We start from the raw sequence: 24,941 nt of genomic DNA, 5'->3' as shown, positions 1-24,941 counted from the left end.
TAGTCGATATGGCCCGGGAACGCTATGTTCTCGGAGTCTCCAAGGACGGCGAACCATTTGGCGCCGAACGCAGTCGACCCCACCTCGCGATACTCCTGCGTGGTGGGAGGGCTGGCCTACGGGCAGATCTCGCCGCTCGCTACTTCACCGAGACCGGTGCGGTCGCCGGGGGCCAAGCACTTACCGACGCCACACTGATTTTGGAAGGTCTGGCGGCCACGCAGGCACCCGACAAGTTGAACCTACGCGTTGCCGACCACCACGGGACGATCTACATCGACACTGGAGATCCAAACGGTCAAGTAATCAAAGTCTGCGACGGAAGGTGGTCGATGGCTCCCACTGCGCCGGTGCGGTTCCTCCGAAATACGAAGCTGACGGGGGCGATGCCGGCACCAAGCCCCCGCGGGGATGTGACGAAGCTCTGGGAGTTCGTCAATGTCGCCGTTGAGGACCGCCCAGTTCTTCTCGCGTTCCTAGTAGCTGCTTTGGTTCAGTGCGACGTCCCGCATCCGGTACTAGCCCTGTTTGGCGAGCAAGGTAGCGCTAAAACGACATCGACACGGAGCTTGGTCGAACTCATCGATCCTTCGCCCGCCCCCTTTCGTCAGGCGCCGCGGGACGCGGACTCATGGGCGGTTGCCGCTTCTGGATCGTGGGTCGTTGCTCTGGACAACCTGTCGGCCATCCCGCCGTGGCTGTCGGACTCGTTATGCCGCGCTGCGACAGGCGACGCCATGGTGAAACGGTCTCTATATACCGATGCCGATCTGGCTGTCATCAAGTTTCGTCGATGCGTGATTATCAACGGAATCGACGTCGGCGCCATCCGACCCGATCTGGCAGAGCGGCTAGCGATCGTCGAGCTGCGACGCATCGACCCCAGAATGCGACAGTCAGAGGCCGAGATGCGACAGCGGTGGGAAGCAGCTCTACCAGGTATTTTTGGCGGACTACTTGACTTGGCTGCCTCCGTTCACCATCGGTTGGAGACCATCACAGTTGAGGACTCGCCCAGGATGGCGGACTTCTGTCGCACGCTGGCGGCCGTGGACGAGATCTTGTCGACTAATGGCGTACGCCGGTACATGTCGCGCGCCAATCAGTTGTCTGAGGATAGTTTGTCCGTCGACCCGTTTATCGAACAGCTTCGCTCGCGGACATTAGAACCTGCTGTTGGTCAATCCGGCAGTGATTTGCTGATGCTGCTCACACCGGTCAACGACGACTGGCAACGACCGAGGGACTGGCCGAAGAACGGTCGCGACGTTTCTGGGCTGCTGCGTAGGCACGCACCCGCTCTACGCAACCTCGGATGGGTGATCGAAGATGATGGCGCGCGCAACCGCAGGAACGTACTGCTGTGGACAATCTATCCGCCGTACAAAGATGTTGTGGCTCAGCGAGCCTCGCAACCCTCGCGTCTCTCGCTTACGCAGATCAGCGAGAACGCGAACTTCGACCGGAGTCAGCAGAAAGTTTTGAATGCCGACGCGAAGGCTGGCGAGGGTCGCACGGCGGCAGCGTCTTGACCGTGCGCTGTGGTGCAGGGAAACAGGTGCCCAGATAGTTGATCGCATACCGTTTCATCCGGTCTGATGATGCGTCAACACCGGCGAAGCGTCGACATGTGGCAGCTCGCCTCGGTGGGGTGGCTGGGTCCTAGAGCTCATCCTGAATCGGCAGCAGCAGGGCGATGGCGTGACCATCCTCCGCCCGGATTTCGAATGAATCCCCTCGTTCGACGCTCAAGAGCACTTCGTCGAAGTTCTCTAGGAGGTCCTGCATTGCAATGATCTTCACGATTGGTCCAAGAGTATGAGGTCACCGGTTACATGCCCGAGAGCAGTGAAGCACCGTGAGGCCAAAGACTGCCGCAGGCGCCACTCTGGCATTTGCGTCGGTCTTGTATCAGCCGGCGGAGCAGGTCAGGGCGTGGGAGGGCACCAAACTTCCTGGACTGCTCTGCAATCCGCGACAGCTTGCGGGTCTACGACCTCGATGTCGCGAAGCACGGAATCACAATCACCCAAGGAGCACCCATGGTCGGTCAGTGCCTTCATCCAACTCACCAGCACGGTCATTGAACGAGTTCCATCCTCGGAAGATCCGGTAGCCCACGCACGACCAAACGTGGCGGCCGCACTGTCGAGAAACGCTCTGTGCACCACTCGATATGCTTTGTCGAACTCCGATCGAGCCATCCAACCGTAGGCAACTAGTTGCGGCACACCGATTTCGCGTTCGATGATGCTTGGGCTCGCAAGGCGAAGGGCAGCGCTCCACTGTTCACGAGCGGTAGCCGGGTATCCGGGTGGCGAAGTGGGCTGAAGCATCAGCAGGTACCGACCGCCTTCCGAGTAATCGGCCCGTCGCCAATCTGGGTCTCGCCCGGGCACCGCTATAGCCGGGGGCGCATGCAGGGTCGTGCGGTCCCAGGTCGGCGGCGGAGGCTGTAGCGAAGCAATTGCGCACACTCTTTTTAGTGCTGAGCTGAGCTGTCTCAGCCTGTTCGCGTAGTCCAGCAGGGGATAACTCTTTAGTGAGGTGTAGTTGCCACACAGCTCAACCCCAGTTTGCACGTGGAACTCGCGCGTCCAGGCACATGCTTGATCGACGACGTTCGCCAGATACGTATGCTGCCGCGCGAGCTCGGCGCGCCAAGCTTCACCATCTACCTCCTGAGGGAGCGAATCCATTATCAGGATGAACCGCCTGCAGCGTCGAAAATTGCAGTGATCCAGCCGGTTCCCCGACTGTCGAGGTAGGCATGTGCTGCGGCGTAGATCATGTCTTCCAGCGGCAGGTCCGCCTGCATTGCCCCGCAGTTGTCGTCAGCTATCCACCCCAGGACCACCTCAAGCGCCCGGCAAATAAGCCATTGCCCCCTGTACTCTGCACAGACGGTGTCAGTGCGTTCATCTTCCCAACCCGGCTGCACCATTCCGATGCTGAACCATTGCTGCTGAACCGCTTCGGCGAAACGGGCGCGATCCGAAGCGTCTACTCTGCCGTCAGCTGCAGCCGGCCACACCGAGTCGAAGTTCGGCGGAATTCGGGGGCCACCGTCGGCGACGATCGCAAGGCGCGCGTCGGAAACGATTGCTTCCGTGACCAGTTTGGCGGCTCGCTGGGTAAGCCCTCTGGCACGAAGTTGCGCTACACGCTCGAAAAGGTCGGGGTACTCCCGCTCCAATCGGTGCGGAGTATTCGCGTTGGCGATAGCGTCACGTTTTCCGATTGAGGCGGGCATGGACATACCGGAGCAGGTGGCCCATTCAGTGCCCCAGCGTTGCGCGGCAGTCATGAGCGCTGTTACGTCCGACCAGGTGGTCGCTGCAGCGGCTAAGCGCCAGCCAGCCGGCTCCGCGGCCTTGACTTCTGCGAAGGCGATCAGTGTCGCAGCCGGATCGAGATTTCCGATCCATCGGCTACGAAAGCCCTCTCCAATAGCTTGGTCAGACCAGAGCATCCGCACGCCCTTAGGGACCACAATCCCCGCGGGGACGTAACCCGCACCGTGATGTGTCAGCGCCACAACATGCCGATCGCCAGCCGCTGAATACATCAGGCCGACGGCCCACAGTGCGAAGGTTCGGCAGGATTCGGTGGCGTACAACAGTTCCCACGCCAACCATTTAACCGTCTGTAGATCACTCGACTCGTTGCGCCGCCGTTCCAAGTCCCGGGCCGCCGCGGCCGCTACCCGGGACGGCAGCGTCGCGGCGGGAGTTGTCAACGCTGCCGTCGCGACCGATGCGCCGGCAGGCGCCATTGAGGTGTGAGCGCCGCCAATCAATGGGACAGCACCGGCGGCCGGTGGAATTGCGGCCGGAACTGAAGGCGGCGGACCCAGCGGCCCCGGGGGCAGCAAGGGTGCTGAAACCGCTGGATAGGGATTAGTACTCGACACTACCTGCGGCCCGGCAATAGACGCTGGCACGGCACCCGTGGTCGCTCCTATTAACGGATGCCAGATTCCACTCGGAGATGCCGCCGGCTGCGCCGGCGTCGCAGTGGCTACGACAGCAGGGAAGCTAGTCGTCTGAGCGCCGGTGACCGATGACAGCGGCGCAGGACCACTTGCAGGCATGACCCCTTGCAGCGCGACAGCAGGAGACGGCGATGCAGATACTGCCGGCCGTACCAAACCCGACTGCGACATTCCTCCAGTGCCCGATCCCGATAGCGGAGATGCTGAACTTCCGAACGCGGCCAACGAGCCGATGGATGAGGAACGTCCTGGTCCGGCGAGGCCTACCCCACTGCTTCCGATGTCACCAACCGCGGCTACGGACGCAGGACTGGCGCTCTGCGCCGGGGGGTGCGGTGACAGCGATGAAGAACCAGGGGTAGGCCCGGTGCTGACCCGCGGCGCAGTGTTACCAGACCTGGATTCGGCATCAGACGGGTCTGGCACCGAAAGACGAGGCTGCGTATCACCGGTCTCCACTGCCACCTCGGGTGGACGCTCAGGCGATTCGTCGGATCGCTTATCGGTCGACCGATCGTCATCGCCGGTACTAAACGGATCGCCATTCGGGGGTCCCTCCGGCAGAGGCGTAAATCCCTGGACGAATTGCACAGTTAGAGCGCGGATCTCATCGGCTGCCCCTACTGCGATTCCTCGCGCCCGCGCAGCAGCACTGGTGATGATGTTGATAGCGGTGGGACTTCTGCTCGGCACGTGTACCAGTTGTTGATGTGCCTCAGCATCAATCGTGTCAATCATCAGCTCAGCACTCATCTGGATCGCCGCAACACTCTGCATCAGATCAGCGGCAGCCTTATCCGCGTCGGCCTTATCGTCGGCCCGAACCTGAATACGCCTGTAGGCAGCGTGCATTGCTTCGAAACCATTTGACTGCGCCACACCGACAACCTGCAAGCCGTGCAAGGCGACCCGGTGAGCATCTACTGCAGCCGCAGTCGCCATCGCCAGACGACGTTGAGCAGCAGCCCGTCCTTCAGATTGCTCGCGGGTGACCGGCCATACATCGGGCGCCACGATGAAGCGTGAATAGCTACGAGCGGGTGGTGGAGCGGCCATTAGCCGGCCCCCGTTTCTTCGCAGGCACTTTCAGCGGCCCGCAGGGCACTCGAGTACTGATCAACCATGTCGTTGGAAACGGATGCGGGTTCACGGCGCAAATCTGCGTCGACCACAGCCACGATCGACCGCCGGACATCAGCGAGCGCATCAACAATTTCTCGTGGTACGCCTGGACCTAGCCGGGTGGCCATATAGTTCAACTCCGCACCCACCGCGCTGAAGTAGTAGCCCTGCACCCCCAGGCTTTGTGATGACTCCCAGTCATTGGCCCGGTCGACGCGATCGATGAAGGCGCCACGCGCAATCCCAACACCGCTCTTGAAGTTCCTCAGGCCAACACACGCCTCAATTGCTGCGTCGCGCTTTTCTGAGGGCTCCGCAGCAGACGTGGACGAGGTCGACGGCCTTATCGCGTGTTCAGACTGCCCACTTGGGAAGATCTTGAGACTCACAGCGAGTGACATGATGGCAACGACGGTGCTAACGACCGCGAGGTAGAACGCCAGCTTGCTCACAGTCACTCCACCACGGAACGAAGCTGTGTCGCGTTCAGTTCATCAACGACAACAAGGGAATTCACTGCTGCGGCCGCTGCAGTGCTTAATGCTTCAACCCGCAGAAGGAGCCCCGCCGCGTGACCCTGCTGGGCAGCGACAGAAGTGAAGTCTGCGAGGCCGGCTGCGGCGTCGATGATGGACAGACTGCCGCTAGCGATTGGACCGGCCGGTTCAACAGACGCGGCGTCTGAACCGGCCACGCCAGCTGCCGCAATTCCGCCCCACGCGGTGGCCGGCTGCAGATCTAGACGCTCCATGACCCATAAAGTACCGCTTCGCACAGACACTTCGCCACAGCTGAGCACACATTCGTTTAGCGGATACTCCCAGTTCAGTGGGCTGATCTGCAATTTCAAGCAAACAGGACACTGGCAGCCGCGTCATGTCCAGAACGTTTGATTCCAGCCGAACTCTCATATGTCAGGATCAGTCACGCTGGAATTGATGCCGCCGCCTGTTTGCATGGCCAGCAATGCCCCATCAAGTGAAGGCGGAACACGACATGCGTCGCATCTGACGGGGTAGCGCCGAGCCAGGGTACGCGTTAATTCCTATTTGGATAGACCACTTTGGCGAGTTCTCGGGCGGCCTCAAATGTGCTGCGGTCCAACTCTTTACGCCGTGCCCGCTCAGCCACACTCGACAATAATATCTTCATGGCATCCGCGTTTCGGAGCGCGAATTCTACCGCGTCGCATGCGGAACGAATTACCGGAGCGGTGGCACCGTGTTGCTGTGTACCCGATGCACTTCGGACGGCAGCACGAGGAACCTCGACGATGCGAATCGGTTCTCCGTGCCGCTGTGCTGCTGTACGCGCGGCCGAGGCGTCTCTGCGGCACGTGTCAGAGCAATAGCGACGCGGACGCCCCCGCCGGGAAGTGACTTCGGGATCTAGCATGACCGCGTCGCAACGGACGCACCGGTTCGGATCTGATGTCGGGTAGTTGTCCGCTGCGATCGGTTGATGATGGTCAACGCCAACTGCGCTATGGCTCCCCAGACTTGCGCCGTTTGCGCGGAGGGCCGCGGCGTTTCGAGACTCCGTTGCACGCTGCGCGCCGCCCTCGTCAGCACGCGCTCTGCGAAGGACATTTTGGAGGTCGCGAACCTCGACCTCAGCGAGAGTAGCGATCGACGCGATCGTCTGACCGCGGTCCCTCATCCGCCCAGTAACCGTTTGCAGGTTGACGAAATGACTCACACGCTTGCGGGCTGCGTCCGTGCGCACGTTTTCATTCACTTGATCGAGGCGCGCACTCTCCCAAGCGTCAACGGCGCCCAGCCGCTGGAGCAGCACACGAACCGAGGCGGCATCGTCTACATTGGCACGTTCAAGGCTCGCGCGTTTCTCGTTCGCCCTGCGCTGCGCTTCCACCGCACGCTTGCGCGCCCGTAACTTCTCACTTCCGCTCATAGACGCAAACGTAGGACGAGCCGCGCGCTATCGTCCACCACCACAGCCAAATTCGCGAGCAACTAGGGGCTGGCTGCTCGGAATGATCCGAACTGCCCACGATGCCACCGCGCCGTCCACGCAGGGAGAGTCGGTTACTACACCAATCAGCGGCAAGCCGTTTAACCGTCAGTCGTCGACGGTTGTTCGCCCTCACGGCGGCTTATGTAGTTGCCGCGCGCCGCGCGCCTCTCTGCGTCGGCGACGTCAGCGTTGAATGTGGCGGCGAACTCTGTGTACTTGACGTCGAGCAGGTGCTCGTCAGGCGGCGCGGGTTGCACGGCGGCTGGATTTGTGAGGGCGTAGTAGGCGTAGCGGCTGTCGAGACGGTTTTCCGGCACCAAAGTGATTAGCCTTGGGGTGAGTCCGCACTCTGCCGCCAGGTTCCAAAACTCTTCAATGGTGAAGGTGGTGGTCGATGCGAGGTTTCGGTCGTAGGCCGTCCCGGCGAAGCCGCGGGTCCGACGATCGCTGGTGTGGTACTTGATCTGGACCAACGCCATGCCTTCGGGAGCCAACACGGTGCGGGCGATTTCAAGGATGGCCCGTACCGCGTCGGTGTCGGTCGTTAATTCGATCACGTATAGACACAGGAAGACGTCGCTGCTGCCCGCCAATCCGACGGTGGCTTGTTCGGGGCAGGTGAGGTCGATGCGCCGTGTCTCGACGGGTGTCGTGCAAGTTGCGCGGACTTGTCGGACGCATTCGTCGAGGTTTTCTTCGGAGATGTCGGCGGCGATGAAGCGCTGCGCATGGGGGGCGAAAGCCACGGCGTTGGCCCCGCCGCCGGCGCCCCACTCCATCACCGTGTTCGGGCTGGGCGAATTAAGGGCTCGGGCGAAGGTCTCATAGATCTTCCAATGGTCGTCACCAACCTCCAGCCAGGCTTGATCGCCGATTCCGTTGCGCCAGTGCGAGTTCGCTTCCCAGGCCGATCCTGTGGGCGCCGACCAGTAGCGGGCGGCTTGCCCGGCGATCCGGTTCCGGAATCGCCGACTTCCCGCTGCTGCCAGCGCTGCAGCCAGGATTCGCTCCCCTCGCACTGCCACGTCAATACCTCCGGTCAAAAACTTGTTTCCGGTTGCGCTGACAGTAACCGGCCTTACGTTGAAATGGCCGCCTTCGACGCCGGACCGACCCGGCCCGACGCGACGCCGCCCACTAACGACGCCAGTGATGAGCTGGGTGTCGGCGGCGAAGCATTTGCTGATTACAGATAGCGAAGGTGCTCCTGATTTCGGGCGCGGCGGGAAGAGTTGCAGACGGTTGACCGGCAAGTGGCGATGGTGCTTGACCGCGTGGCGACCTCTTCCGATTCAGCGGCGGGTGTCAACCGTCGTCATAGGAGCCCAGGGCAAGGCCATGTCGATCGGCTTCTGACATCATCTACTATCTCGGTACGTAGGTTGTAGACGCGAGGCGATTACTTTGCCGGGCCCCACGGTAGGGAGTAGATGTGCTCAAGTTCTGTTTGATGGCGGTATTGGCTGTGATGGCGCCGATGGCGGGACTGGGCTCGGCTGGGGCGGCGTCGGCGGCGGAGCACTGTTTGCACCGCTTTGGAGCGCATCAGCAGGTAGCGGACGGTGGTGGCATTCAGAGTTGGTCGGTCGCGGATCTGAAGAAAAGCGGTGATGTGCCTGACTTCCCGGTGGCCGGCCAGCTGTGGGAAGCGACCGCGACGGTGACGGCGATCTTGGGCACTTCGACACCGGTAATCCCCAACTTCGCCGCAACCTCTGTAGGCGCCCGCTACCCAGCGCTGTGGCAGATGGCCAGCCCGCGGGGAATTTCCCCGGCCACCTTGACTCAAGGGCAGACGGCCACCGGCAAGATCTACTTTGACGTCACCAGCGAGTACCCCATGGCGGTCACGTACACCGCCGGTGGCGCCAGGCCACTGATGTGGTGCTGCGGCGAGACGATGATGGCGATGCCGATGGACGCATGCCCTTGCTGCGCCAACATGAAGGAACCGTGCCCCTGCTGTGCGGGAAAGATGTAGGGACGAGCAGCCATTGTCTGGCGGCCGACCCGTGTGGCGGGCGGGCCAGACGGTGAAACCATGGGTCACGCGCTGCAGGTCTGCCAGGTTGCGATGAAAGCGAGCCAGGGATCTGATAAACCAGGCCGAATATTCTTAAGGGTCTTCTTTCCACGCCCTTGCCACGTGAGGCAACCGATGCCGTTCAGTAGATACGAGACAGACGTCTATCCGCGCACCAAAGCCTGGTCAAGCGCTGTGGAGAGGTCTTCATAACTGCGCGGCTGGATGCGTTCGCCGTTGAGGAAGAAGGTCGGGGTTCCTTGCACGCCTAATGCGGTGCCGTCGGCGATGTCGAGCTGGATGCGTTCCAGGGTGGCCGGGTCGTTGTAGGTGTCGTCGAATGCGCTCATGTCCAGGCCGAGTTGCTGGGCGAAGCCGCGGAATACGTCGTCGGCGGGAGTCTGCTGCTCGCCCCATTCTGCTTGTGTCTCATACATTTTCCGGTACATGGGTTCGAGTTGGCCTTGTTGGGCGGCGGCCTCGACCGCGCGTGCGGCGCGCTCGGCGTTGAAGTGCGAGCGCAGCGGGAAGTAGCGCAGCACGAAGTTCACCCGATCGCCGTACTCGGCGCGCAGCTGCTCAATGGCGGGATACACCGCGCGACAGCCCTCGCACTCGAAATCGAGGAATTCCACGAAGTAGGCGTCGCTGTCGGGTACCGAGTTGAGCCGGTGACTGTTGTCTCGGACCGTCTGTCCGGCTGCCCCATCAAGTTGAATCGGAGGCGCCGAGTCGGTTCCTCGGACCGAGAGGAACACCGCGGTCCCGATCGTTGCTAACGCGATAACGAAGACGGTCAGCAGAACGCGGGTGTTGGTCAGGATCGCTCCGAGACCTTTCATGTTCATATCGACGTACTTTAGTATATGGATATGAGTGAACCGGTGGATACCTGCGATCTGCTCTGCCTGAACCTGCCCCACGCGGAGTCCATTCGCGCCACGGTGCCCGACAGCGCCACCGTCCAGGCCGCCGCCGCGGCGGCGCGCGGCCTCAGCGATGCGACCCGGTTGTCCATTGCGGCCGCCCTGGCGGCCGGCGACGAATTGTGCGTGTGCGATATGGCCTGGGTGGTCGGACAGCCGCAAGGCTTGGTGTCCCACCATCTGCGCCAGCTCAAGAACGCGGCGCTGGTGTCGTCGCGCCGTCAGGGCAAGTTGGTCATGTATCAGCTGACCGAGCGCGGACGCGAGTTAACCGCAGCTGTTTTGCCGAGCGTGGCCGCAACTAGCGCTAAGGAAGCCAATCGTGTCTGATGCGTGCTGCGGGCCACGCAACGACGTCGAACCCGACGCGGGTCCCGAAAGGCTTTGGCAAATACGGGAATTGCAGTTCGCGGCGCTGGCCGCGGTGCTGCTCGCTGTGAGCTGGATTGCCGGGCGGGTCGGCTACGAGGGCATCGCACACGCCGTCGAGCTGGCTGCAGTCGCTGCCGGCGCGATCACGTTCGTGCCCGATGCGGTGCGTAATCTGCGGCATGGCCGTATCGGGGTCGGCACGTTGATGACGATCGCCGCGATCGGCGCAGTCGCGTTGGGTCAGTTCGCCGAGGCCGCCTTGCTGGGCATCCTGTTCTCGATCGCCGAGGGCTTGGAGCACTACGCCGTCAGCCGGACCCGTCGCGGGCTGCGCTCCCTGTTGTCGCTGGTGCCGCCGAAGGCCTCGGTGCTGCGGGACGGCATCGAGACGACCGTTGCCCCCCAGGATCTCGTCATCGGTGACGTCATGGTGATCCGTCCCGGTGAACGCGCCGCCACCGATGGCACCATCCGAGCCGGTCAGACGAGCCTGGACCTGTCGGCGATCACCGGCGAATCGGTGCCCGTGGAAGCCGGGCCCGGCAGCGACGTGTTCGCCGGTGCCATCAACGGCGGCGGAGCGATAGAGGTCGAGGTCACCGCCCCGGCCGCCGACAGTTCCCTGGCGCGGATCGTGCACATCGTCGAGCAAGCCCAGGAACGCAAGGGCGCCGGGCAACGAATGGCGGATCGGATCGCCCGTCCGCTGGTGCCGGCGATCATGGCGTTGGCCGCGGTGATCGCCGCGGTGGGCGCGGTGTTGGGTGATCCGATGCTGTGGCTGGAACGGGCACTGGTGGTGCTCGTGGCCGCCTCACCGTGCGCACTGGCGATCGCGGTCCCGTTGACCGTGGTCGCGGCCATCGGGGCCGCCACCCGCCACGGCGCCCTGATCAAGGGTGGCGCGGCGGTGGAAGAACTTGGCCGCATCACCGTCGTCGCCCTCGACAAGACCGGCACGCTCACCCGCAACCAGCCCCGCGTCGTCGAGGTGATCACCACCGACGACCTCAGCGACGCCGACGCCCTGCGGTGGGCAGCGGCCCTGGAGATGCGCAGCGAACACCCACTGGCTCAAGCGATCCTGACCGCCGCCGGCGACTCGCCGGCCGCCAGCGATGTGACCGCACTGGCTGGCCACGGCCTGCACGGTGACCTCGACGGCCACCGGCTGCGCCTGGGGAAACCCTCCTGGGTCGCCCCCGGACCACTCGCCGCTGACGTGGAGCGGTTGCAGGCCGCCGGCGCCACCGTGGTGGTGCTCGCCCGCGACGACCAGCCGGTCGCCGCCATCGCCGTGCGCGATGAACTTCGCCCCGAAGCCGCCGAAGCCGTCCGTCTGTTGAAGCGAATGGGCATCACGGTGGCCATGCTCACCGGCGACAACACCCGCACCGCGGACACGGTGGCCGCCGACGCCGGCATCACCACCGTGCACTCCGAGCTGCTACCCGAAGACAAGGCAGCCCTGCTGCCGACCCTCTCCACGGGCCGACCCATCGCCATGGTCGGCGACGGCATCAACGACGCCCCCGCGCTGGCCACCGCCGACATCGGCATCGCCATGGGCGCCATGGGCACCGACGTCGCCATCGAAACCGCCGACGTCGCCCTGATGGGCGAGGACCTTCGGCACCTACCCCAGGTGCTGGCCCACTCGCGCCACGCCCGCCGGATCATGGTGCAGAACATCGCGTTCTCGCTGGCCATCATCGCCGTCCTGATACCGCTGGCCGCCTTCGGCGTCCTGGGCCTGGCCACCGTGGTCCTGATCCACGAAACCACCGAAATATTCGTCATCCTCAACGCCATCCGCTCCGCCCGCATCACCGCCCTTCCCGGCGTCACAGCGACAACCCCGCGAACCACAACCCACACCCTCGACATCGGCCCAGCACCCGTCCTCGACGACCCCTGCTGCAGCCCTCTACAGTCCGCGCAGACCCCCGCCACCAGCATCAGCCTTTCCCTGATCACCCCAGCCCCGGCACAGGATGAGCACGGGTGCGACTGCTGCGCCCCCACCGCATCTCCACCGGCCGTCAACGGCACGACCGCACCCACCAAGCGGACCAGCCGCCGATAGCCCCACCAAGCTCATCCCCACGACAGGAGCCAACTCAATGCCACGAATCAGTGAGCAGGCCCGCAAGGTCTACCGAGCGGAAATGACCGCCGCGAAACACGCCGCAGACCCCGCGACCCGGTGGCGACACTTGGAGCGGGCACACATCGTCTCCCAACCAAGTCCCTGGTTGCACACCTGCAACCACGCCGCCATGCTGGCGCTCGCACTTCGCCAACACGACCGCCGCGAAGCCATCGGCCAAGTCCTGCGCCTCATCGTCGCCGCCCCCGGCTCGATGACTGGCCGCTACCCGGTCGGCAACACCGGCCGCGTCAACGCGGGCCTCATGACACCCATGCCCATCCCAGACGACCTCGCCGCCGCCATCAAGCAACGGGTGAAGCCGAGACCCGTTCGAGACGACAGGGGTCTAATCTTCGTCTCGATGAATCAAGACAGGAACTGATTGGTCTCAAATTTTCAGAAACGAGACAGTCAACTAGTGACGTTCTTGCTCGGCGTCGTAGTAGTCGCGCGAAGCGGCCTCTCGATCGGAAGTGGCCGCTCTGCGATGACGTTGAGCTTTGGCCTTGTGCGCAGTGACGTCTCCGACGCCTGCTGACGGTGCTTGGTCGTGAACCTCGGCTGCCCGCTGATGTGCGTCGCCGGCCTGTTCGTGGAGATGGGCTGCGGACAGGTGGGCGTTTCGGCGCGCTGTCTCGCTTCCTCGGCGCGCTGTGTCGCGTGGTCGACGTCCTCAGAAGTGACCGAGTGTCCAGCTCCAAGATCGGCTCGCCGGTGGGCACGGCATCAACGCCAAGTGCGGCAGAAGAAACTCCATGCACTTTCGTCGATGTCGGCGGTCATCAGCGTCTTTGTCGACGTGAACCACGACGAAACCGGTGACCGGAAGGCCTGTCACGGCCGCGACCAGCTCGACACCTCAGCGCTGCTGCCGTGCCAACGCAGCTTCGCCTCACCGACACGCAGAGCGTCGCGGGGCCTGCTGTCCGGAACTAGACCAACGCCGACGAGCGTGACCGCCCGGCGCACCAATACGCCTCTGAGACACTCCCGGGTAGCTGGCGACAAGCCACCCGTGCGATCAGTGGCCGCAGGGCGGTCGAAGAACACTACGGCAGAACTCGGACAACTATCTGAGCGCTGTTGGCGCTGCTAGCGGGCACGACACAGTACGGCGCCGAACCCGCGGTGGTGAACGCATCTGCAATGATCGAGCGAGCGCATTGCGCAAGGAGGGGCCACATGGCGAGGTCTGACCTAGTGATTGATCTGGTCGAGGCGCAGCAGCGTGGCGACGTCGCCCGCTTTCGCATGCTGGTGGAGGCGATCATCGCCGAGGAGCGCAACAATCAGCACCATCTTGTGGCTGATCGTCTGTCCGAATTGATCACCACTGCCGGTGCTCGCAGCCTGCTCGCCCGTGATGACACCGCCCGCCAGGTCGCTGATCTGGTCACCGAAATTGTGCCTAAACGGCGATTGTCAGAGGTGCATCTGGCGCCTGCCGTCACGGCGGCGGTGAACGAGATCATCGAGGAGCATCACCGTAGCGAGCTTCTCCGCAGCCACGGCCTGGAACCGCGTAACCGCATCCTTTTGGAAGGTCCGCCTGGTAACGGTAAAACCTCGCTTGCTGAAGTGTTGGCAGCGGAGTTGATGGTGCCGTTCTACGCCGTGCGTTACGAGGGAGTTGTATCTAGCTTTCTTGGAGAGACAACGAGTCGAATCGATCACGTTTTCGAGTTCGCAAGGACTCGGCGCTGCGTGCTCTTTTTCGACGAGTTCGACACCATCGCCAAGGAGCGCTCCGACGCGCACGAAACCGGCGAGATCAAGCGCGTCGTTTCGACGCTGCTCCTACAGATCGATCGCTTGCCCTCCCACGTCGTCGCCGTCTGCGCGACCAACCATGGCGAACTGCTCGACCGCGCGGCATGGCGCCGCTTTCAGGTGCGGTTAGCACTGCATCCCCCGTCGCGCATACAGGCCACGACTTTTCTCGAGCAGCTGCGTATGCGGCTCGGCGGGAACCTCGGTATGGCGCCGCGCACCCTCGCCGACAAGCTTGCCGGTGCCAGCTACGCCGACATTGAGGAGTTTGCGCTGGATGTCATGCGGCGCTATGTGTTGTCGCTACCCGATGGCCGTATCGAGGATGTGGTGCGCGAACAGCTCAAGCAGCGCAACGCCATGAGGCAGATGTGACCTCTGTCCTTCGGCGCCCCGCACGGTGACGCGCGTAGTCCCGTCGACAATCTGAGCCAGTTCCGGACGCGAACAGCGACGTGCGCTACTGCCGCATCGGCGAGGTCTCAAGAGAAGCCGGTGTTGGTTATCGCCAAACGGCGGTGGTTGAGACTCGCAGACGAAGGGTCGCATCGATCCATCTACGTAGGACGGCAGTAGTTGATGACGAATGAATCTCGGTCGGGTTGAGATGTGGCCTCGTGCAGCCAGTGTCTAGGGTGGCGCTGTCATCCTTGTTCGGTGGCGCCTAGGACAGCGAAGAAGACCGACAGCCGGTTAGCGGCTCGGCTTGCCGCGCTCGCCTCACTAGGCGCTTCTGTAATCCACTTCGCCGTCGTTCCCACGCACTGGCAGGAATGGATGCCAGCGGGCCTGTTTTTTACGGCAATCGCGCTGTTCCAACTGTTGTGGGCGCGGCTAGTACTCACCCGTACCACCACCCCGGTGCTAGCTCTTGGCATCATGGTCAACCTTGCCGTTATTGCGCTTTGGTCCGTGTCGAGAACCGCGGGAGCGCCGCTCGGGCCCCACGCCGGTCAAGCCGAACTGATCCAAGCCGCGGACCTATGCGCGTTGCTGCTTCAGATCTATGTCGTCATGGGCGCTGGCTGGGTCTGGCACCGCGGCCTTCAAGGAGAACCGGTGCCCGCCTTCGGCAGTGCCATGGTGCTCCTGGGCGCGATTGGGATCGTCACGTTGGCGTCCACAGTGGGCGCTGCCTCTGGTCTACGGCACGGCCACCACGCCCCAGCCGGCGCTGAAGCAGGGGCTCATCACCACGGACCTGGTGCAGAGCAGACTGACGACCATCACAGCCATCCTGAACCATCCCCTGCAGCGCCCGCTGGGGAGCCCGCCTCCGATGATCACGGAACCGGTGCAGAACACGTCGACGACCATCACAATTACGATTTGGAGCCGACGTCTTCCCCGCCTGCCGTGCGCCCAGTCGAAGCTCCTGCACCAGGCGCTGGCTCTGGCGGCGCGCCTGAGCAGGCTACGCCCGTGCCCATCAGCGAGCCGCTTCCAGCGGCGACGCCGCTAGACGACCACCAAGACCACGACCATGTGCATTGACCTACGTCTGTATGGCCAATCCACGGCCTGACGGCTAGTTTCCGCCCGTCAGGTCTGCCCGCCCGATGGCGTCGCCCGGATGACGCACGATGTCGAGGGCCGACATTCCGATGCCGTAGGTGGATAACCATCGCCTCGGCCGGACTGCGATGAAGCACAGCTCAGCACGCTGAGAGACGATGCGCTCCTCGGCGGCGAGAATGCGACGGAGAAACCAGTCCGCGTGGAATGCCCCTCGCGCGTCGGCGTTTTCGTGGTTCAGTATTGTGGCCGACCCCGCAAACTGCACAGCTGCCGGCGGCATCATGGGGAGAAAGCGGTGCGGCACGGGAATGACGAAGGCTACCTGTGGGCGTCGTCGAATGTTTTTAACCTTGACGTTCGTAGTACGGGTCGTGATGTACAACGTCAGGTTTGTGCCTTCACCGGCCGCTGCGTACGTGACGGCCGTCGCGTGGGGGTTGCCGCTGCTATCGAGCGTCGACAGGGTGCCGAACGACCGTCGTCGAATCGAATTTTCGACAGTGGCGAGGTCGGTCACTGGTGCTCCTTCCTCCGCTTCCCCGGCTCCGATTGGGTGGCTTGTCGCTCAGCTACACGCCGTCTACGGCGCATCCGAAGGTACCGGCGGTCGACGGATAATTGAGAATTCGACCGGCGACTGCATTTGCTTTCTTCGTGCGAAGCTCCACATGGTTGGGAGCGGCGATTCGAACTTCACATGGTCGCCGGATGCTCCACATGGTGGGCCGTCCCCTAACGGTTGAGAACGGCGCGGGTGCTCGCCTCGGGCGTCAAATCGAGGCGGCGCAGAAGTTGCGCGTTGAGCGCGACGACGATCGTTGACAGTGACATGAGGATGGCGCCGACCGACATGGGCAGCACGATGCCGATGGGTGCCAGCACACCAGCAGCCAGGGGCACAGAGATGAGGTTGTACCCGGCGCCCCACCAGAGATTCTGTTTCATCTTGCGGTAGCTGGCGCGGGACAGCTCGATGACCGACAGCACCGAGCGGGGGTCGGAACTGGCCAGGATGACACCGGCGGAAGCGATGGCGACGTCAGTGCCGGCACCGATGGCGATGCCGACATCGGCCTGCGCCAAGGCGGGGGCATCGTTGACTCCATCGCCGACCATGGCAACCTTCTTGCCCTCGTGTTGCAGGGCAGCAACTTTCGACGCCTTGTCTTCGGGGCGCACCCCCGCGAACACCCGGTCGATGCCCAGCTGGTGGCCGACACTATTGGCGACGGCTTCGGCGTCGCCGGTGATCATGACGACTTGCACGCCAAGCTTGTGAAGCGCATCGACGGCTTCGCGGGATTCGGGGCGGATCTCGTCGGCCAAGCGCAGGCCGCCGAGCACCTCTCCGTCGCGGATGACGTGCAGAATGATGGCGCCTTCGCCGCGCCACGCGGTGGCCGCGGGGACCTCCTGGGCGCCGACTTCTTCGAGAAGTCGGGGGCCGCCCACTCGGATTTCGTGCCCGTCGACCGTCGCAGTCACACCGACGGCAGGAGAGGACGAGAAGCCGCTGGCGCGCGGCACCGTTAATCCCCTATCCTCGGCGGCTTTCACGATGGCCCGCGCCAGGGGGTGTTCACTGTCGGTCTCGGCGGCGGCGGCGAGCGCGAGCACGATGTCGCCGTCGTCGTCTCCGGTCGCCTCGACGGCGGTGACGGTGGGTTCGCCTTTCGTCAGGGTGCCGGTCTTGTCGAACAGCACGGCGTCGACAGTGCGCATACCTTCCAGGGCCAGCCGATCTTTGATCAAGACGCCGCCTCTGGCGGCGCGTTCGGTGGCGATGGACACGACCAGTGGTATCGCCAGGCCCAGCGCATGAGGGCAGGCGATGACCAGCACGGTGATCGCTCTTACCACCGAGGCATCGGGATTGCCGACGATTGTCCATGCCGCCGCGGTGATCGCGGCGGTGATCAGGGCGAACCAGAACAGCCAGCCGGCGGCCTTGTCAGCAAGGCGCTGGGCACGCGAGGACGAATTCTGCGCTTCGGTGACTAGGCGTTGGATGCCTGCTAGGGCGGTGTCGTCGCCGGTGGCGGTGATCTCGACCCGAAGCCCGGAATCGGTGGCGACGGTGCCGGCTGTGACGGGATCCCCGACGCCGCGGGTAACGGGCCGGGATTCGCCGGTCACCATGGACTCGTCCATGTCGGCGCGTCCGTCGACGATCTTGCCGTCGGCAGGGATGCTGCCGCCGGGTCGGACTACAACGACATCGCCGACGTGCAGGTCGGTCGGCGAGACGGTGACGGTGCGGTCGCCGTCGATCTTCTCGGCTTCGTCGGGAAGTAGTGCGGCCAGTGAGTCCAGCGCTGAGGTGGTCTGGGCCAGCGAGCGCATTTCTACCCAGTGGCCGAGCAGCATGATGACGATGAGAAGGGCGAGTTCCCACCAGAATTCCAGCTCGTGGTGGAGCAGGCCCAAGCTCGCGCCCCAGGACGCGAAAAAGGCGACGGTGATCGCCAGTCCGATCAGGAGCATCATTCCTGGTTTGCGGGAACGGACCTCGTTCAGCGCACCGGTGAGGAAGGGGCGGCCACCGACGACGTACATCACTGTCCCGAGCAGGGGCGCGATCCAGCGTGCGCCGGGGAAGTCGGGGACGTCGTAACCGAGCAGCATCGCGAACATGGTCGAGAACGCGACGACCGGTATGGCGATGATCAGGTTGATCCAGAAGAGCTTGCGGAATTGGGCCACGTGGTCACCGCCGTGGCCGCTATGGCCAGTGTGGCCGGTGTGATTGTCATGGCCGTGGTGTTCGCCGTGTGGGTGGGTGTCAGGGTGTGCGCTGGGGAATTGGTGGTGGGCGTGCCCGCCAGGGTGGGATGTTGCTACGCCGTGGTCATCGCGGTTTGTCATGTTCTTTCCTTAGGGGACTTCGCGTTTCAGTCGACGCGCATTGATGATGTGGGTGTTAGGAACGCACCAAGCGGGCGATGGCTTCAGAGGCTTCTGTGAGTTTGGCGTCAGCGGCCGGTCCGCCGGTGGCGGCGGCGTCACGGACGCAGTGGCGAAGATGGTCGTCAAGCAGTGCCAGCGCGACGCCTTGGAGGGCTTTGGTGAGCGCGTCTGTTTGGGTCAGGATGTCGATGCAGTACCGCTCCTCTTCGATCATTCTGCTGATGCCGCGGGCTTGGCCTTCGATGCGCTTCAACCGCTTGAGGTATTTGTCTTTATCGGTGATGTAGCCGTGGTGGGTGGTGCCTGTTGAGGGGCAGTGCCTGGTGTTGTCGGCGTGGGTCATGACGCTTTCCTTGTGCGTGGTGGTGACTAACTTCGGGTGCCCGGCGAGGAGTGCGCGACGAGGGTCGCGGTCATGCGGCGGAGGCATACTTGTCGGGGTCGCGGTCGAAACGTGGTCCGCATCCCTTGCAGCAGAACCAGTAACGCCGACCGCGATAGTCACGGAATAGTCCCGCCGCTTCGGCGACCGTCTTGTTCACCGGCGTGCCGGGCATCACGGGGCAGGTGGTCTCGTTCTGCGATCCGAGGTCAAGCAGGTTCCTCGCCGTAGGGTCGATGGGTGAGGTATCGATTTTGTCGGCTGCGCCGCTGCAGCAGCAGGCTGACGTGCGGTTCTGATTCTCGGACATTGGTTCTCCTCACAGGTGGCGGTGATTTAACTGGTGGTGTCGGCGGAAGTGGTTTTGAAGCGGCGCAGGCGCAGGCTGTTGCCCACCACGAAGACGCTGGAGAATGCCATTGCGGCTCCGGCCAGCATCGGATTGAGCATGCCCAGTGCTGCGACGGGGATCGCTGCGACGTTGTAGGCGAACGCCCAGAACAGGTTGGTTTTGATCGTCGACAGTGTTTCGCGGGACAGCCTGATCGCGTCAACGGCGCTGCGCAGATCACCGCGCACCAGGGTGATGTCGGAGGCCTCGATGGCGACGTCGGTGCCGGTGCCCATCGCCAGACCGAGGTCGGCTTGGGCGAGGGCGGGCGCGTCGTTGACTCCGTCGCCGACCATGGCGACCGTCTTGCCTTCGGCTTGGAGGCGTGCGATGACGTCAACCTTGCCTTCGGGCATGACTTCGGCGATGACGTCGTCGATGCCGACTTCGGCGGCGATCTGTCGAGCGACGGCTTGGTTGTCGCCGGTGAGCAACACGGGGGTCAGCCCAATGTCACGCATCTGCGAGATTGCCTGTGCGCTCGTCGATTTCACGGTGTCAGCGATGACGAGTACACCGCGCGCCTGCCCGTCCCACCCGACCGCTACCACGGTCTTTCCCTGGGCTTGCGCGCGGGCCTTGGCGTGGGACAGATCCGGGCTGAGGTGTTGCGCCCAGTCGGACAGCAGTGATTCGCGCCCAACGATGACGGCGTGTCCATCCACGATGCCGTGGACGCCTTTACCTTCGACATTCGCGAAGTCCTCCGGAACGGGCAGGGCCTGGAGTTCCTCGGCCGCCGCGGCGGCGACGGCTTGGGCGATGGGGTGCTCGGAGGCGTTCTCCAGGGCGCCGGCCAGTCGAAGCAGCTCCGCGCGTTCGGTTTCCGGCGCTGTGATGACATCGACCAGCGTCATTTTGCCGGTGGTGACGGTTCCGGTCTTATCCAGCACCACGGTGTCAACCTTGCGGGTGGATTCGAGCACCTCGGGACCTTTGATCAGCACGCCGATTTGTGCGCCGCGACCGGTGCCCACCAGCAGGGCGGTGGGCGTGGCCAGCCCGAGGGCGCAGGGGCAGGCGATGACGAGGACCGCGACCGCTGCGGTGAACGCGGCGGCGACTGAGAATCCCGCGCCCAGCCAGGCGCCGAGGGTGATCACGGCGATAGCGATGACGATCGGTACGAAGACGCCGGAAATGCGATCGGCCAGGCGTTGCACTTCGGCCTTGCCGGTCTGGGCGCGTTCGACCAGCTGGGCCATCTGCGCGAGCTGGGTGTCCGAGCCGACGCGAGTGGCCTGCACCACCAGCCGACCGCCGGCGTTGACGGTGGCACCGACCACGGTGTCGCCGGTAGCGACTTCCACGGGTACCGCTTCGCCGGTCAGCATCGAGGCGTCGACAGCCGAGGAACCGGACACCACCACGCCGTCGGTGGCGATCTTCTCCCCCGGGCGCACGATGAACTCGTCGCCAACCACGAGTTCTTCGATGGCGATCTTGGTTTCCGTCCCGTCGCGCAGGACGGATACGTCTTTGGCGCCTAGGTCGAGTAGGGCTCGTAGTGCCGCTCCGGCCTGCCGTTTGGACCGCTTCTCGAAGTAGCGTCCGGCCAGGATGAACGTGGTTACGCCGGCGGCGACTTCGAGGTAGATGTTGGCGGCGCCATGCGACGGCGCCAGGGTGAACGCGAAGGGATGCTTCATACCCGGCGTGCCGGCGCTGCCCAGAAACAGCGCATACAGCGACCACAGGAACGCTGACACGGTGCCCAGCGAAATGAGCGTATCCATGGTCGCGGTGCCGTGTCGCAGGTTGGCCCAGGCGGCCCGGTGGAATGGCCATGCTGCCCACACGACGACGGGGGCCGCCAGCGTGAGCGACGCCCACTGCCAGTACGTGAACTGCAGCGCCGGGATCATCGCCATCGCGACGACCGGCACCGTCAGGACGGCCGAGGCCCTCAGGCGGTGCCGCAGCGAGGCCAGTTCGGGGTCGGCGGTGTCCGCGGCGTGCGGGGTGTCACCGGATGCGTCGGAGGGCATCGGCGTGCGCGGTGTCGGGAGCGCGGCGGTGTAGCCCGTCTTCTCCACCTCGGCGATCAGCAGCGCCGGATCGTATCCGTCAGGCACCGTGACGGTGGCCTTTTCCGTCGCGTAATTGACTGTCGCGGCCACGCCGTCGAGCTTGTTGAGCTTGCGCTCGATGCGGTTGGCGCAGGAGGCGCAGGTCATTCCCCCGATGCGAAGTTCCACACTCGGGCCAGACACCGGTGTCGATGTCGTCATGAAGCCACTGCCTTTCAGTTTCTGATTCGGACGGGATAGCTCAGTGCCCGCCGGCATGGCCGGCGTCACGCGATGGCTCTGGCGCGGGCTCGTTGGTGCCACCGGGTGCGGCGTCGACGACGAAGCTGGCGGTGTGCACGGTGTCCTGGACTTTGAAGTCGAGGTAGAGCAGGTAGCGCCCCGCTGTGGGTGCGGTTGCCGCGAACGACACCGCAGGCCCACCGGTGCCGCCCGGTACCGGCTCGGCCCCCTCAGGGTGCACATGTAGATACGCCAGGTCTCCCTCACGCAAGGCGACGAGATGGCCGTAAGCCCCCAGGTAGGGCTGCAAGGTCATCACCGGCCGGCCGTCGCGCGTGACTGTCGCGGTGAGTTGGTGGGAGACGCCCGCGGTGAGTGCACCGTCCAGTTTCACGGTGTATCCGGCGATGTCATCCACGGTGCGTGTGGCACTCGCCACCGCCGGGACGAACGCGCCGGCCACCTGCACGGTTCGGGTGAGGGTGAGTTTGGCGCTGCCCGCCCCTGCGGGTTGGAAGTCGGCGAACACGCGGTAGGTGCCGGCGGCGTTCCACGTCCACGGCGTTGACCACGTGCCGGTGGCCGCGTCCAGCCTTGGGTGTACATGGGCGAAGTGCTGGCCGTCGGAACGGACCACGATGAGGTGCAGTTGCTTGTCGTGCACGGTCGCGTAGTCCAGCAGCGGCGTGCCGCCCGGGTCGACGATGGTGAAGCTCATCGTTCCCCGATCGTTGGGTGCGCTGGGGGACCGCACCGGGCTCAGGACGTATCCGTCTTCGGCCAACGACAACCCCGGCGGGTCGGCGAAGGGATCGACTGGCGACGCCTGCTCGGTCGGCGGCGCGCTGTGATCCGCTGCAGCATCGGAAGTTTGGGTCTGGGGAGATGTCGCCGCGGTATCAGGGACGACCGCTGCGGCGGTGACGTATGCAGCCGTGAACGCCACTGCCAGTCCGGCGCCAAACGCTGTCAATCGTCCCGCGGCGTTCATGCGACACGCACCGCCGAGTAGCCGGCCTCGTCGACGGCGTTGAGGATCTGCGCGTCGTCGACGGGACGGCTCGACGTCACGATCAGGGTGCCGGTTTTGGCGCTAACTTCGACGTCTTCAACTCCGGCGACCTCGCTGACCTCTTCGCGCACCGACAGCTCGCAATGTCCGCAAGTCATTCCTGTGACGGCGTACGTGCTCGTGCTCATCACCAATCTCCTATCCTCGACGGGTGTAGATACCCCTACCGGGTATACGTAAGAGAGCATATACCCCTTGGGGGTATGCTTCAAGGGTTACTTTCCGGGGTCATTGGTTTGGTGTCGACGCGCGTAGCGCTATCCCGGAACGACGGGAGGGATCAGTTGGTGGTGCGCGCGTTGCACGTCGGAGATGATGGCTGGCCCCTCATGGGGGAGGTCGTCGGGCGCGGCGAACTGATCATCATGCTTCATGGTGGGGGTCCGGATCACTACAGCATGCGACCGCTTGCTGACCGGCTCGCTGGCCGGTATCGCGTTGCGTTGCCTGACATTCGAGGGTACGGAGCATCGCGTTGTCCCGACCCGACGTTGCACCGATGGGATCAGTACGTCAGCGACGTCATTGCGATCGTTCACGCGCTCGATGACACCTGCGCCCACCTTGTCGGCGCCGGACTGGGCGGCACCATCGTTTTGCGGACGTGCCTCCAGCACCCCCGTATCGCCCGGTCGGCGGTGGTCATCAGTGCTGAAGCGATAGAGGACGATGCGGACAAAGCCGCAGACACCGATCTGATGGATCGTTTCGCCGAGCATGCCCGTTCCCGCGGTCTGCAGGCCGCCTGGGAATTGTTCATTCCTGATCTTCAGCCGCTGATCGCCAACCTGGTCGCTGAGGCTATTCCGCGCGCTGACGCCCACAGTGCGGCGGCCGCGGCGTCAATCGGTCATGACCGCGCCTTTGCAACGGTCGAGGACCTCCGGCGCATCGACACTGCGACGCTCGTCATCGCCGGCGACGACATCCGTCACCCCGAGTGCTTGGCCCACAGCCTCGCCGATGTCCTTCCACGAGGGGTCCTCGCCGAAGTTTCGATGTCCCGCCAATTCGTCAACGCTGAGGACATGGCACACGCTTTCGGCCCAGCGATCGAGAACTTCCTTCGCAGAACATCGGACCGGGACACTCGGGTCCATAAAGACTAGGCACTAAGGACGGCGGCAGCAGTGAGGGGCCTCACGCTCCGGCGGCAAGCCGCTCGGGGGCAGCCTGTCGCGGTGCTGTCAGCCGCAGCAGGACTTTCCCTCGCCGGCCTTGCCTGAGCGGCGCCCACTAGTGACACGACCCACCGCGCACAAAGCGATGCATTTGGCGATCGACCGTGCGGTCTGGCTTTGCACGAGCTGCCGAAATCTTTCTTGTACGCTCACCAGCGATACGCCTTCCAGTCGTCGGGCTACCCGCCCCGGGTGATACAACGAAGGTACCCCTGAGGGGTATACGGTACAAGGGCAGCCCGAGCTAGGCGCGGCGGTGGGTGACTGGCCCACGGCGCATATCCTGCATTACCCGTGGCGGCGGATGGCTCCACGCCTGATTCGATGTTCCCCGTTGCTGGCGCCGCGGTAAGTCGATTAATGGAAGGCCGTAGCATCGATTCGTGGCGATGATGCGGGATGGCGGTGGTATCACCGGTGAACCGCACTGGGGCGGGACTGCACTGCTGCGACCTGGGGTGTTGGCGTTCACCGGATCGATTGGCACCACCGATCTACACGCCCACCATGCCGTCCAGATTGTCACCGCAACAACACCTTTCACGATGCGTGACGAGCACGGCAACCAGCATCGCGGCACCAAGGTGGTCGTGCCCGCCGATGCGCCACACCGAGTCGAAGTCGGCGCGCCGGAGGGCACCGTAGTGTTCTTGGAACCGGAGTCTGCCCCAGGGCGCTCGGCGCACCTGCGCGCGCTTCGGTCCGGCTGGACTGTTGCTCCGGTGTTGACGTTCACCCGCCGACGTCCGTTGGCCGTCGTGGTCGACGAGCTGATCGATGTCCGTTCTCATTGAATCTGGGGCACATTTACTAGTCTGACCTGCATTGCCCCAGATTGGATGAGAATTTCGATCGCGACGTTTCTCATTGAATCTGGGGCTACCCTGCTTCCGCGCCCGGCTGCG

Annotated in this window: 22 protein-coding genes and 2 pseudogenes; 11 read left to right on the top strand and 13 right to left on the bottom strand. The window is 63.9% G+C overall.

What is annotated here, in order from left to right:
* The first annotated feature begins 8 nt into the window (after positions 1-8).
* Positions 9-1,532 carry an ATP-binding protein gene (locus MHN84_RS16840; RefSeq protein WP_234788705.1) on the top strand — a complete coding sequence of 508 codons (1,524 nt, stop codon included), beginning with the start codon at positions 9-11 and terminating at the stop codon, positions 1,530-1,532.
* 130 nt (positions 1,533-1,662) lie between these two features.
* Here the strand turns inward: MHN84_RS16840 and MHN84_RS16835 are convergent, their stop codons facing one another.
* Positions 1,663-1,803, bottom strand: a complete 141-nt coding sequence (locus MHN84_RS16835; RefSeq protein WP_156448508.1) for a hypothetical protein — start codon at positions 1,801-1,803, stop codon at positions 1,663-1,665.
* Positions 1,804-2,701: 898 nt separating this feature from the next.
* The gene (locus MHN84_RS16830) at positions 2,702-3,634 is read right to left on the bottom strand and encodes a hypothetical protein (protein WP_234788706.1); all 933 of its coding nucleotides are present in this window, start codon (positions 3,632-3,634) and stop codon (positions 2,702-2,704) included.
* A 1,053-nt stretch (positions 3,635-4,687) separates the two neighbouring features.
* Between MHN84_RS16830 and MHN84_RS16825 the strand changes: the two genes are divergently transcribed.
* Positions 4,688-4,864, top strand: a complete 177-nt coding sequence (locus tag MHN84_RS16825) for a hypothetical protein (RefSeq protein ID WP_185292653.1) — start codon at positions 4,688-4,690, stop codon at positions 4,862-4,864.
* 185 nt (positions 4,865-5,049) lie between these two features.
* On the opposite strand, the gene MHN84_RS16820 is transcribed toward MHN84_RS16825, so the two are convergent.
* Together MHN84_RS16820 and MHN84_RS16815 are read right to left on the bottom strand one after the other, a co-directional pair.
* Positions 5,050-5,568 (bottom strand): hypothetical protein, encoded by a 519-nt coding sequence (locus MHN84_RS16820; protein ID WP_234788707.1) that lies wholly within the window; start codon positions 5,566-5,568, stop codon positions 5,050-5,052.
* 2 nt (positions 5,569-5,570) lie between these two features.
* On the bottom strand, positions 5,571-5,966 hold the full coding sequence (locus MHN84_RS16815; protein ID WP_234788708.1) for a hypothetical protein: 396 nt from the start codon (positions 5,964-5,966) through the stop codon (positions 5,571-5,573).
* A 611-nt stretch (positions 5,967-6,577) separates the two neighbouring features.
* On the opposite strand from MHN84_RS16815, the gene MHN84_RS16810 reads away from it, so the two are divergent.
* Entirely contained in the window at positions 6,578-7,009 is a 432-nt protein-coding gene (locus tag MHN84_RS16810) for a hypothetical protein (protein WP_064280681.1), read from the top strand.
* Positions 7,010-7,188: 179 nt separating this feature from the next.
* Here the strand turns inward: MHN84_RS16810 and MHN84_RS16805 are convergent, their stop codons facing one another.
* Positions 7,189-8,343 (bottom strand): methyltransferase domain-containing protein, encoded by a 1,155-nt coding sequence (locus MHN84_RS16805; protein WP_235716664.1) that lies wholly within the window; start codon positions 8,341-8,343, stop codon positions 7,189-7,191.
* Between the two features lie 197 nt (positions 8,344-8,540).
* Between MHN84_RS16805 and MHN84_RS16800 the strand changes: the two genes are divergently transcribed.
* The gene (locus MHN84_RS16800) at positions 8,541-9,071 is read left to right on the top strand and encodes a DUF1942 domain-containing protein (protein WP_064280705.1); all 531 of its coding nucleotides are present in this window, start codon (positions 8,541-8,543) and stop codon (positions 9,069-9,071) included.
* Between the two features lie 206 nt (positions 9,072-9,277).
* Here MHN84_RS16800 and MHN84_RS16795 read toward each other — a convergent pair whose 3' ends face one another.
* A complete protein-coding gene (locus MHN84_RS16795; protein WP_064280682.1) occupies positions 9,278-9,961 on the bottom strand; it encodes a thioredoxin domain-containing protein in 684 nt (227 codons plus the stop codon).
* A 24-nt stretch (positions 9,962-9,985) separates the two neighbouring features.
* On the opposite strand from MHN84_RS16795, the gene MHN84_RS16790 reads away from it, so the two are divergent.
* The 5 genes and pseudogenes from MHN84_RS16790 to MHN84_RS16770 all read left to right on the top strand — a co-directional run bounded on the left by MHN84_RS16790 (position 9,986) and on the right by MHN84_RS16770 (position 15,827).
* Positions 9,986-10,369, top strand: a complete 384-nt coding sequence (locus MHN84_RS16790; RefSeq protein ID WP_064280706.1) for a metalloregulator ArsR/SmtB family transcription factor — start codon at positions 9,986-9,988, stop codon at positions 10,367-10,369.
* Positions 10,362-12,497, top strand: coding sequence for a cation-translocating P-type ATPase (locus MHN84_RS16785; protein ID WP_064280683.1), 2,136 nt, complete (start codon positions 10,362-10,364; stop codon positions 12,495-12,497). The genes MHN84_RS16790 and MHN84_RS16785 overlap by 8 nt, the downstream gene beginning before the upstream one ends.
* Before the next feature lie 37 nt (positions 12,498-12,534).
* Positions 12,535-12,867: pseudogene (locus MHN84_RS16780) on the top strand (DUF3703 domain-containing protein); the annotation flags it as partial.
* An 878-nt stretch (positions 12,868-13,745) separates the two neighbouring features.
* Positions 13,746-14,708 (top strand): AAA family ATPase, encoded by a 963-nt coding sequence (locus MHN84_RS16775; RefSeq protein ID WP_064280684.1) that lies wholly within the window; start codon positions 13,746-13,748, stop codon positions 14,706-14,708.
* Positions 14,709-14,942: 234 nt separating this feature from the next.
* Positions 14,943-15,827 (top strand): hypothetical protein, encoded by an 885-nt coding sequence (locus MHN84_RS16770; RefSeq protein ID WP_082909142.1) that lies wholly within the window; start codon positions 14,943-14,945, stop codon positions 15,825-15,827.
* A 34-nt stretch (positions 15,828-15,861) separates the two neighbouring features.
* On the opposite strand, the gene MHN84_RS16765 is transcribed toward MHN84_RS16770, so the two are convergent.
* The 7 genes from MHN84_RS16765 to MHN84_RS16735 form a co-directional block, all read right to left on the bottom strand.
* On the bottom strand, positions 15,862-16,368 hold the full coding sequence (locus MHN84_RS16765; RefSeq protein ID WP_064280685.1) for a pyridoxamine 5'-phosphate oxidase family protein: 507 nt from the start codon (positions 16,366-16,368) through the stop codon (positions 15,862-15,864).
* 215 nt (positions 16,369-16,583) lie between these two features.
* Positions 16,584-18,716, bottom strand: coding sequence for a heavy metal translocating P-type ATPase (locus MHN84_RS16760; RefSeq protein WP_024444590.1), 2,133 nt, complete (start codon positions 18,714-18,716; stop codon positions 16,584-16,586).
* A gap of 55 nt (positions 18,717-18,771) precedes the next feature.
* The gene (locus MHN84_RS16755) at positions 18,772-19,101 is read right to left on the bottom strand and encodes a metal-sensitive transcriptional regulator (RefSeq protein WP_011856766.1); all 330 of its coding nucleotides are present in this window, start codon (positions 19,099-19,101) and stop codon (positions 18,772-18,774) included.
* Positions 19,102-19,171: 70 nt separating this feature from the next.
* The gene (locus MHN84_RS16750; RefSeq protein ID WP_024444591.1) at positions 19,172-19,450 is read right to left on the bottom strand and encodes a YHS domain-containing protein; all 279 of its coding nucleotides are present in this window, start codon (positions 19,448-19,450) and stop codon (positions 19,172-19,174) included.
* Between the two features lie 26 nt (positions 19,451-19,476).
* Complete coding sequence (locus MHN84_RS16745; protein ID WP_073683355.1) at positions 19,477-21,762, bottom strand: cation-translocating P-type ATPase; 2,286 nt, start codon at positions 21,760-21,762, stop codon at positions 19,477-19,479.
* A gap of 40 nt (positions 21,763-21,802) precedes the next feature.
* The gene (locus MHN84_RS16740) at positions 21,803-22,774 is read right to left on the bottom strand and encodes a hypothetical protein (protein WP_024444593.1); all 972 of its coding nucleotides are present in this window, start codon (positions 22,772-22,774) and stop codon (positions 21,803-21,805) included.
* Positions 22,771-22,983: a heavy-metal-associated domain-containing protein gene (locus MHN84_RS16735; RefSeq protein ID WP_011856847.1), complete on the bottom strand. Its 213-nt coding sequence runs from the start codon at positions 22,981-22,983 to the stop codon at positions 22,771-22,773. The genes MHN84_RS16740 and MHN84_RS16735 overlap by 4 nt, the downstream gene beginning before the upstream one ends.
* Before the next feature lie 156 nt (positions 22,984-23,139).
* On the opposite strand from MHN84_RS16735, the gene MHN84_RS16730 reads away from it, so the two are divergent.
* Complete coding sequence (locus MHN84_RS16730; RefSeq protein ID WP_024444594.1) at positions 23,140-23,964, top strand: alpha/beta fold hydrolase; 825 nt, start codon at positions 23,140-23,142, stop codon at positions 23,962-23,964.
* A gap of 461 nt (positions 23,965-24,425) precedes the next feature.
* Positions 24,426-24,815, top strand: a pseudogene (locus MHN84_RS16725) (AraC family transcriptional regulator); the annotation flags it as partial.
* Positions 24,816-24,941 lie beyond the last annotated feature (126 nt).

The organism is Mycobacterium sp. PSTR-4-N (assembly GCF_022348085.1).
GTDB lineage: Bacteria > Actinomycetota > Actinomycetes > Mycobacteriales > Mycobacteriaceae > Mycobacterium.
This window is presented reverse-complemented; position numbering and strand designations above follow the sequence as displayed.

Bases quoted from the DNA above. Each gene is read 5' to 3' on its own strand.
- MHN84_RS16840 (WP_234788705.1), top strand. From the start codon at position 9: ATGGCCCGGGAACGCTATGTTCTCGGAGTCTCCAAGGACGGCGAACCA.
- MHN84_RS16810 (WP_064280681.1), top strand. From the start codon at position 6,578: ATGATGGTCAACGCCAACTGCGCTATGGCTCCCCAGACTTGCGCCGTT.
- MHN84_RS16800 (WP_064280705.1), top strand. From the start codon at position 8,541: ATGGCGGTATTGGCTGTGATGGCGCCGATGGCGGGACTGGGCTCGGCT.
- MHN84_RS16795 (WP_064280682.1), bottom strand. From the start codon at position 9,961: ATGAACATGAAAGGTCTCGGAGCGATCCTGACCAACACCCGCGTTCTG.
- MHN84_RS16790 (WP_064280706.1), top strand. From the start codon at position 9,986: ATGAGTGAACCGGTGGATACCTGCGATCTGCTCTGCCTGAACCTGCCC.
- MHN84_RS16775 (WP_064280684.1), top strand. From the start codon at position 13,746: ATGGCGAGGTCTGACCTAGTGATTGATCTGGTCGAGGCGCAGCAGCGT.
- MHN84_RS16760 (WP_024444590.1), bottom strand. From the start codon at position 18,716: ATGACAAACCGCGATGACCACGGCGTAGCAACATCCCACCCTGGCGGG.
- MHN84_RS16755 (WP_011856766.1), bottom strand. From the start codon at position 19,101: ATGACCCACGCCGACAACACCAGGCACTGCCCCTCAACAGGCACCACC.
- MHN84_RS16750 (WP_024444591.1), bottom strand. From the start codon at position 19,450: ATGTCCGAGAATCAGAACCGCACGTCAGCCTGCTGCTGCAGCGGCGCA.
- MHN84_RS16745 (WP_073683355.1), bottom strand. From the start codon at position 21,762: ATGACGACATCGACACCGGTGTCTGGCCCGAGTGTGGAACTTCGCATC.
- MHN84_RS16740 (WP_024444593.1), bottom strand. From the start codon at position 22,774: ATGAACGCCGCGGGACGATTGACAGCGTTTGGCGCCGGACTGGCAGTG.
- MHN84_RS16735 (WP_011856847.1), bottom strand. From the start codon at position 22,983: ATGAGCACGAGCACGTACGCCGTCACAGGAATGACTTGCGGACATTGC.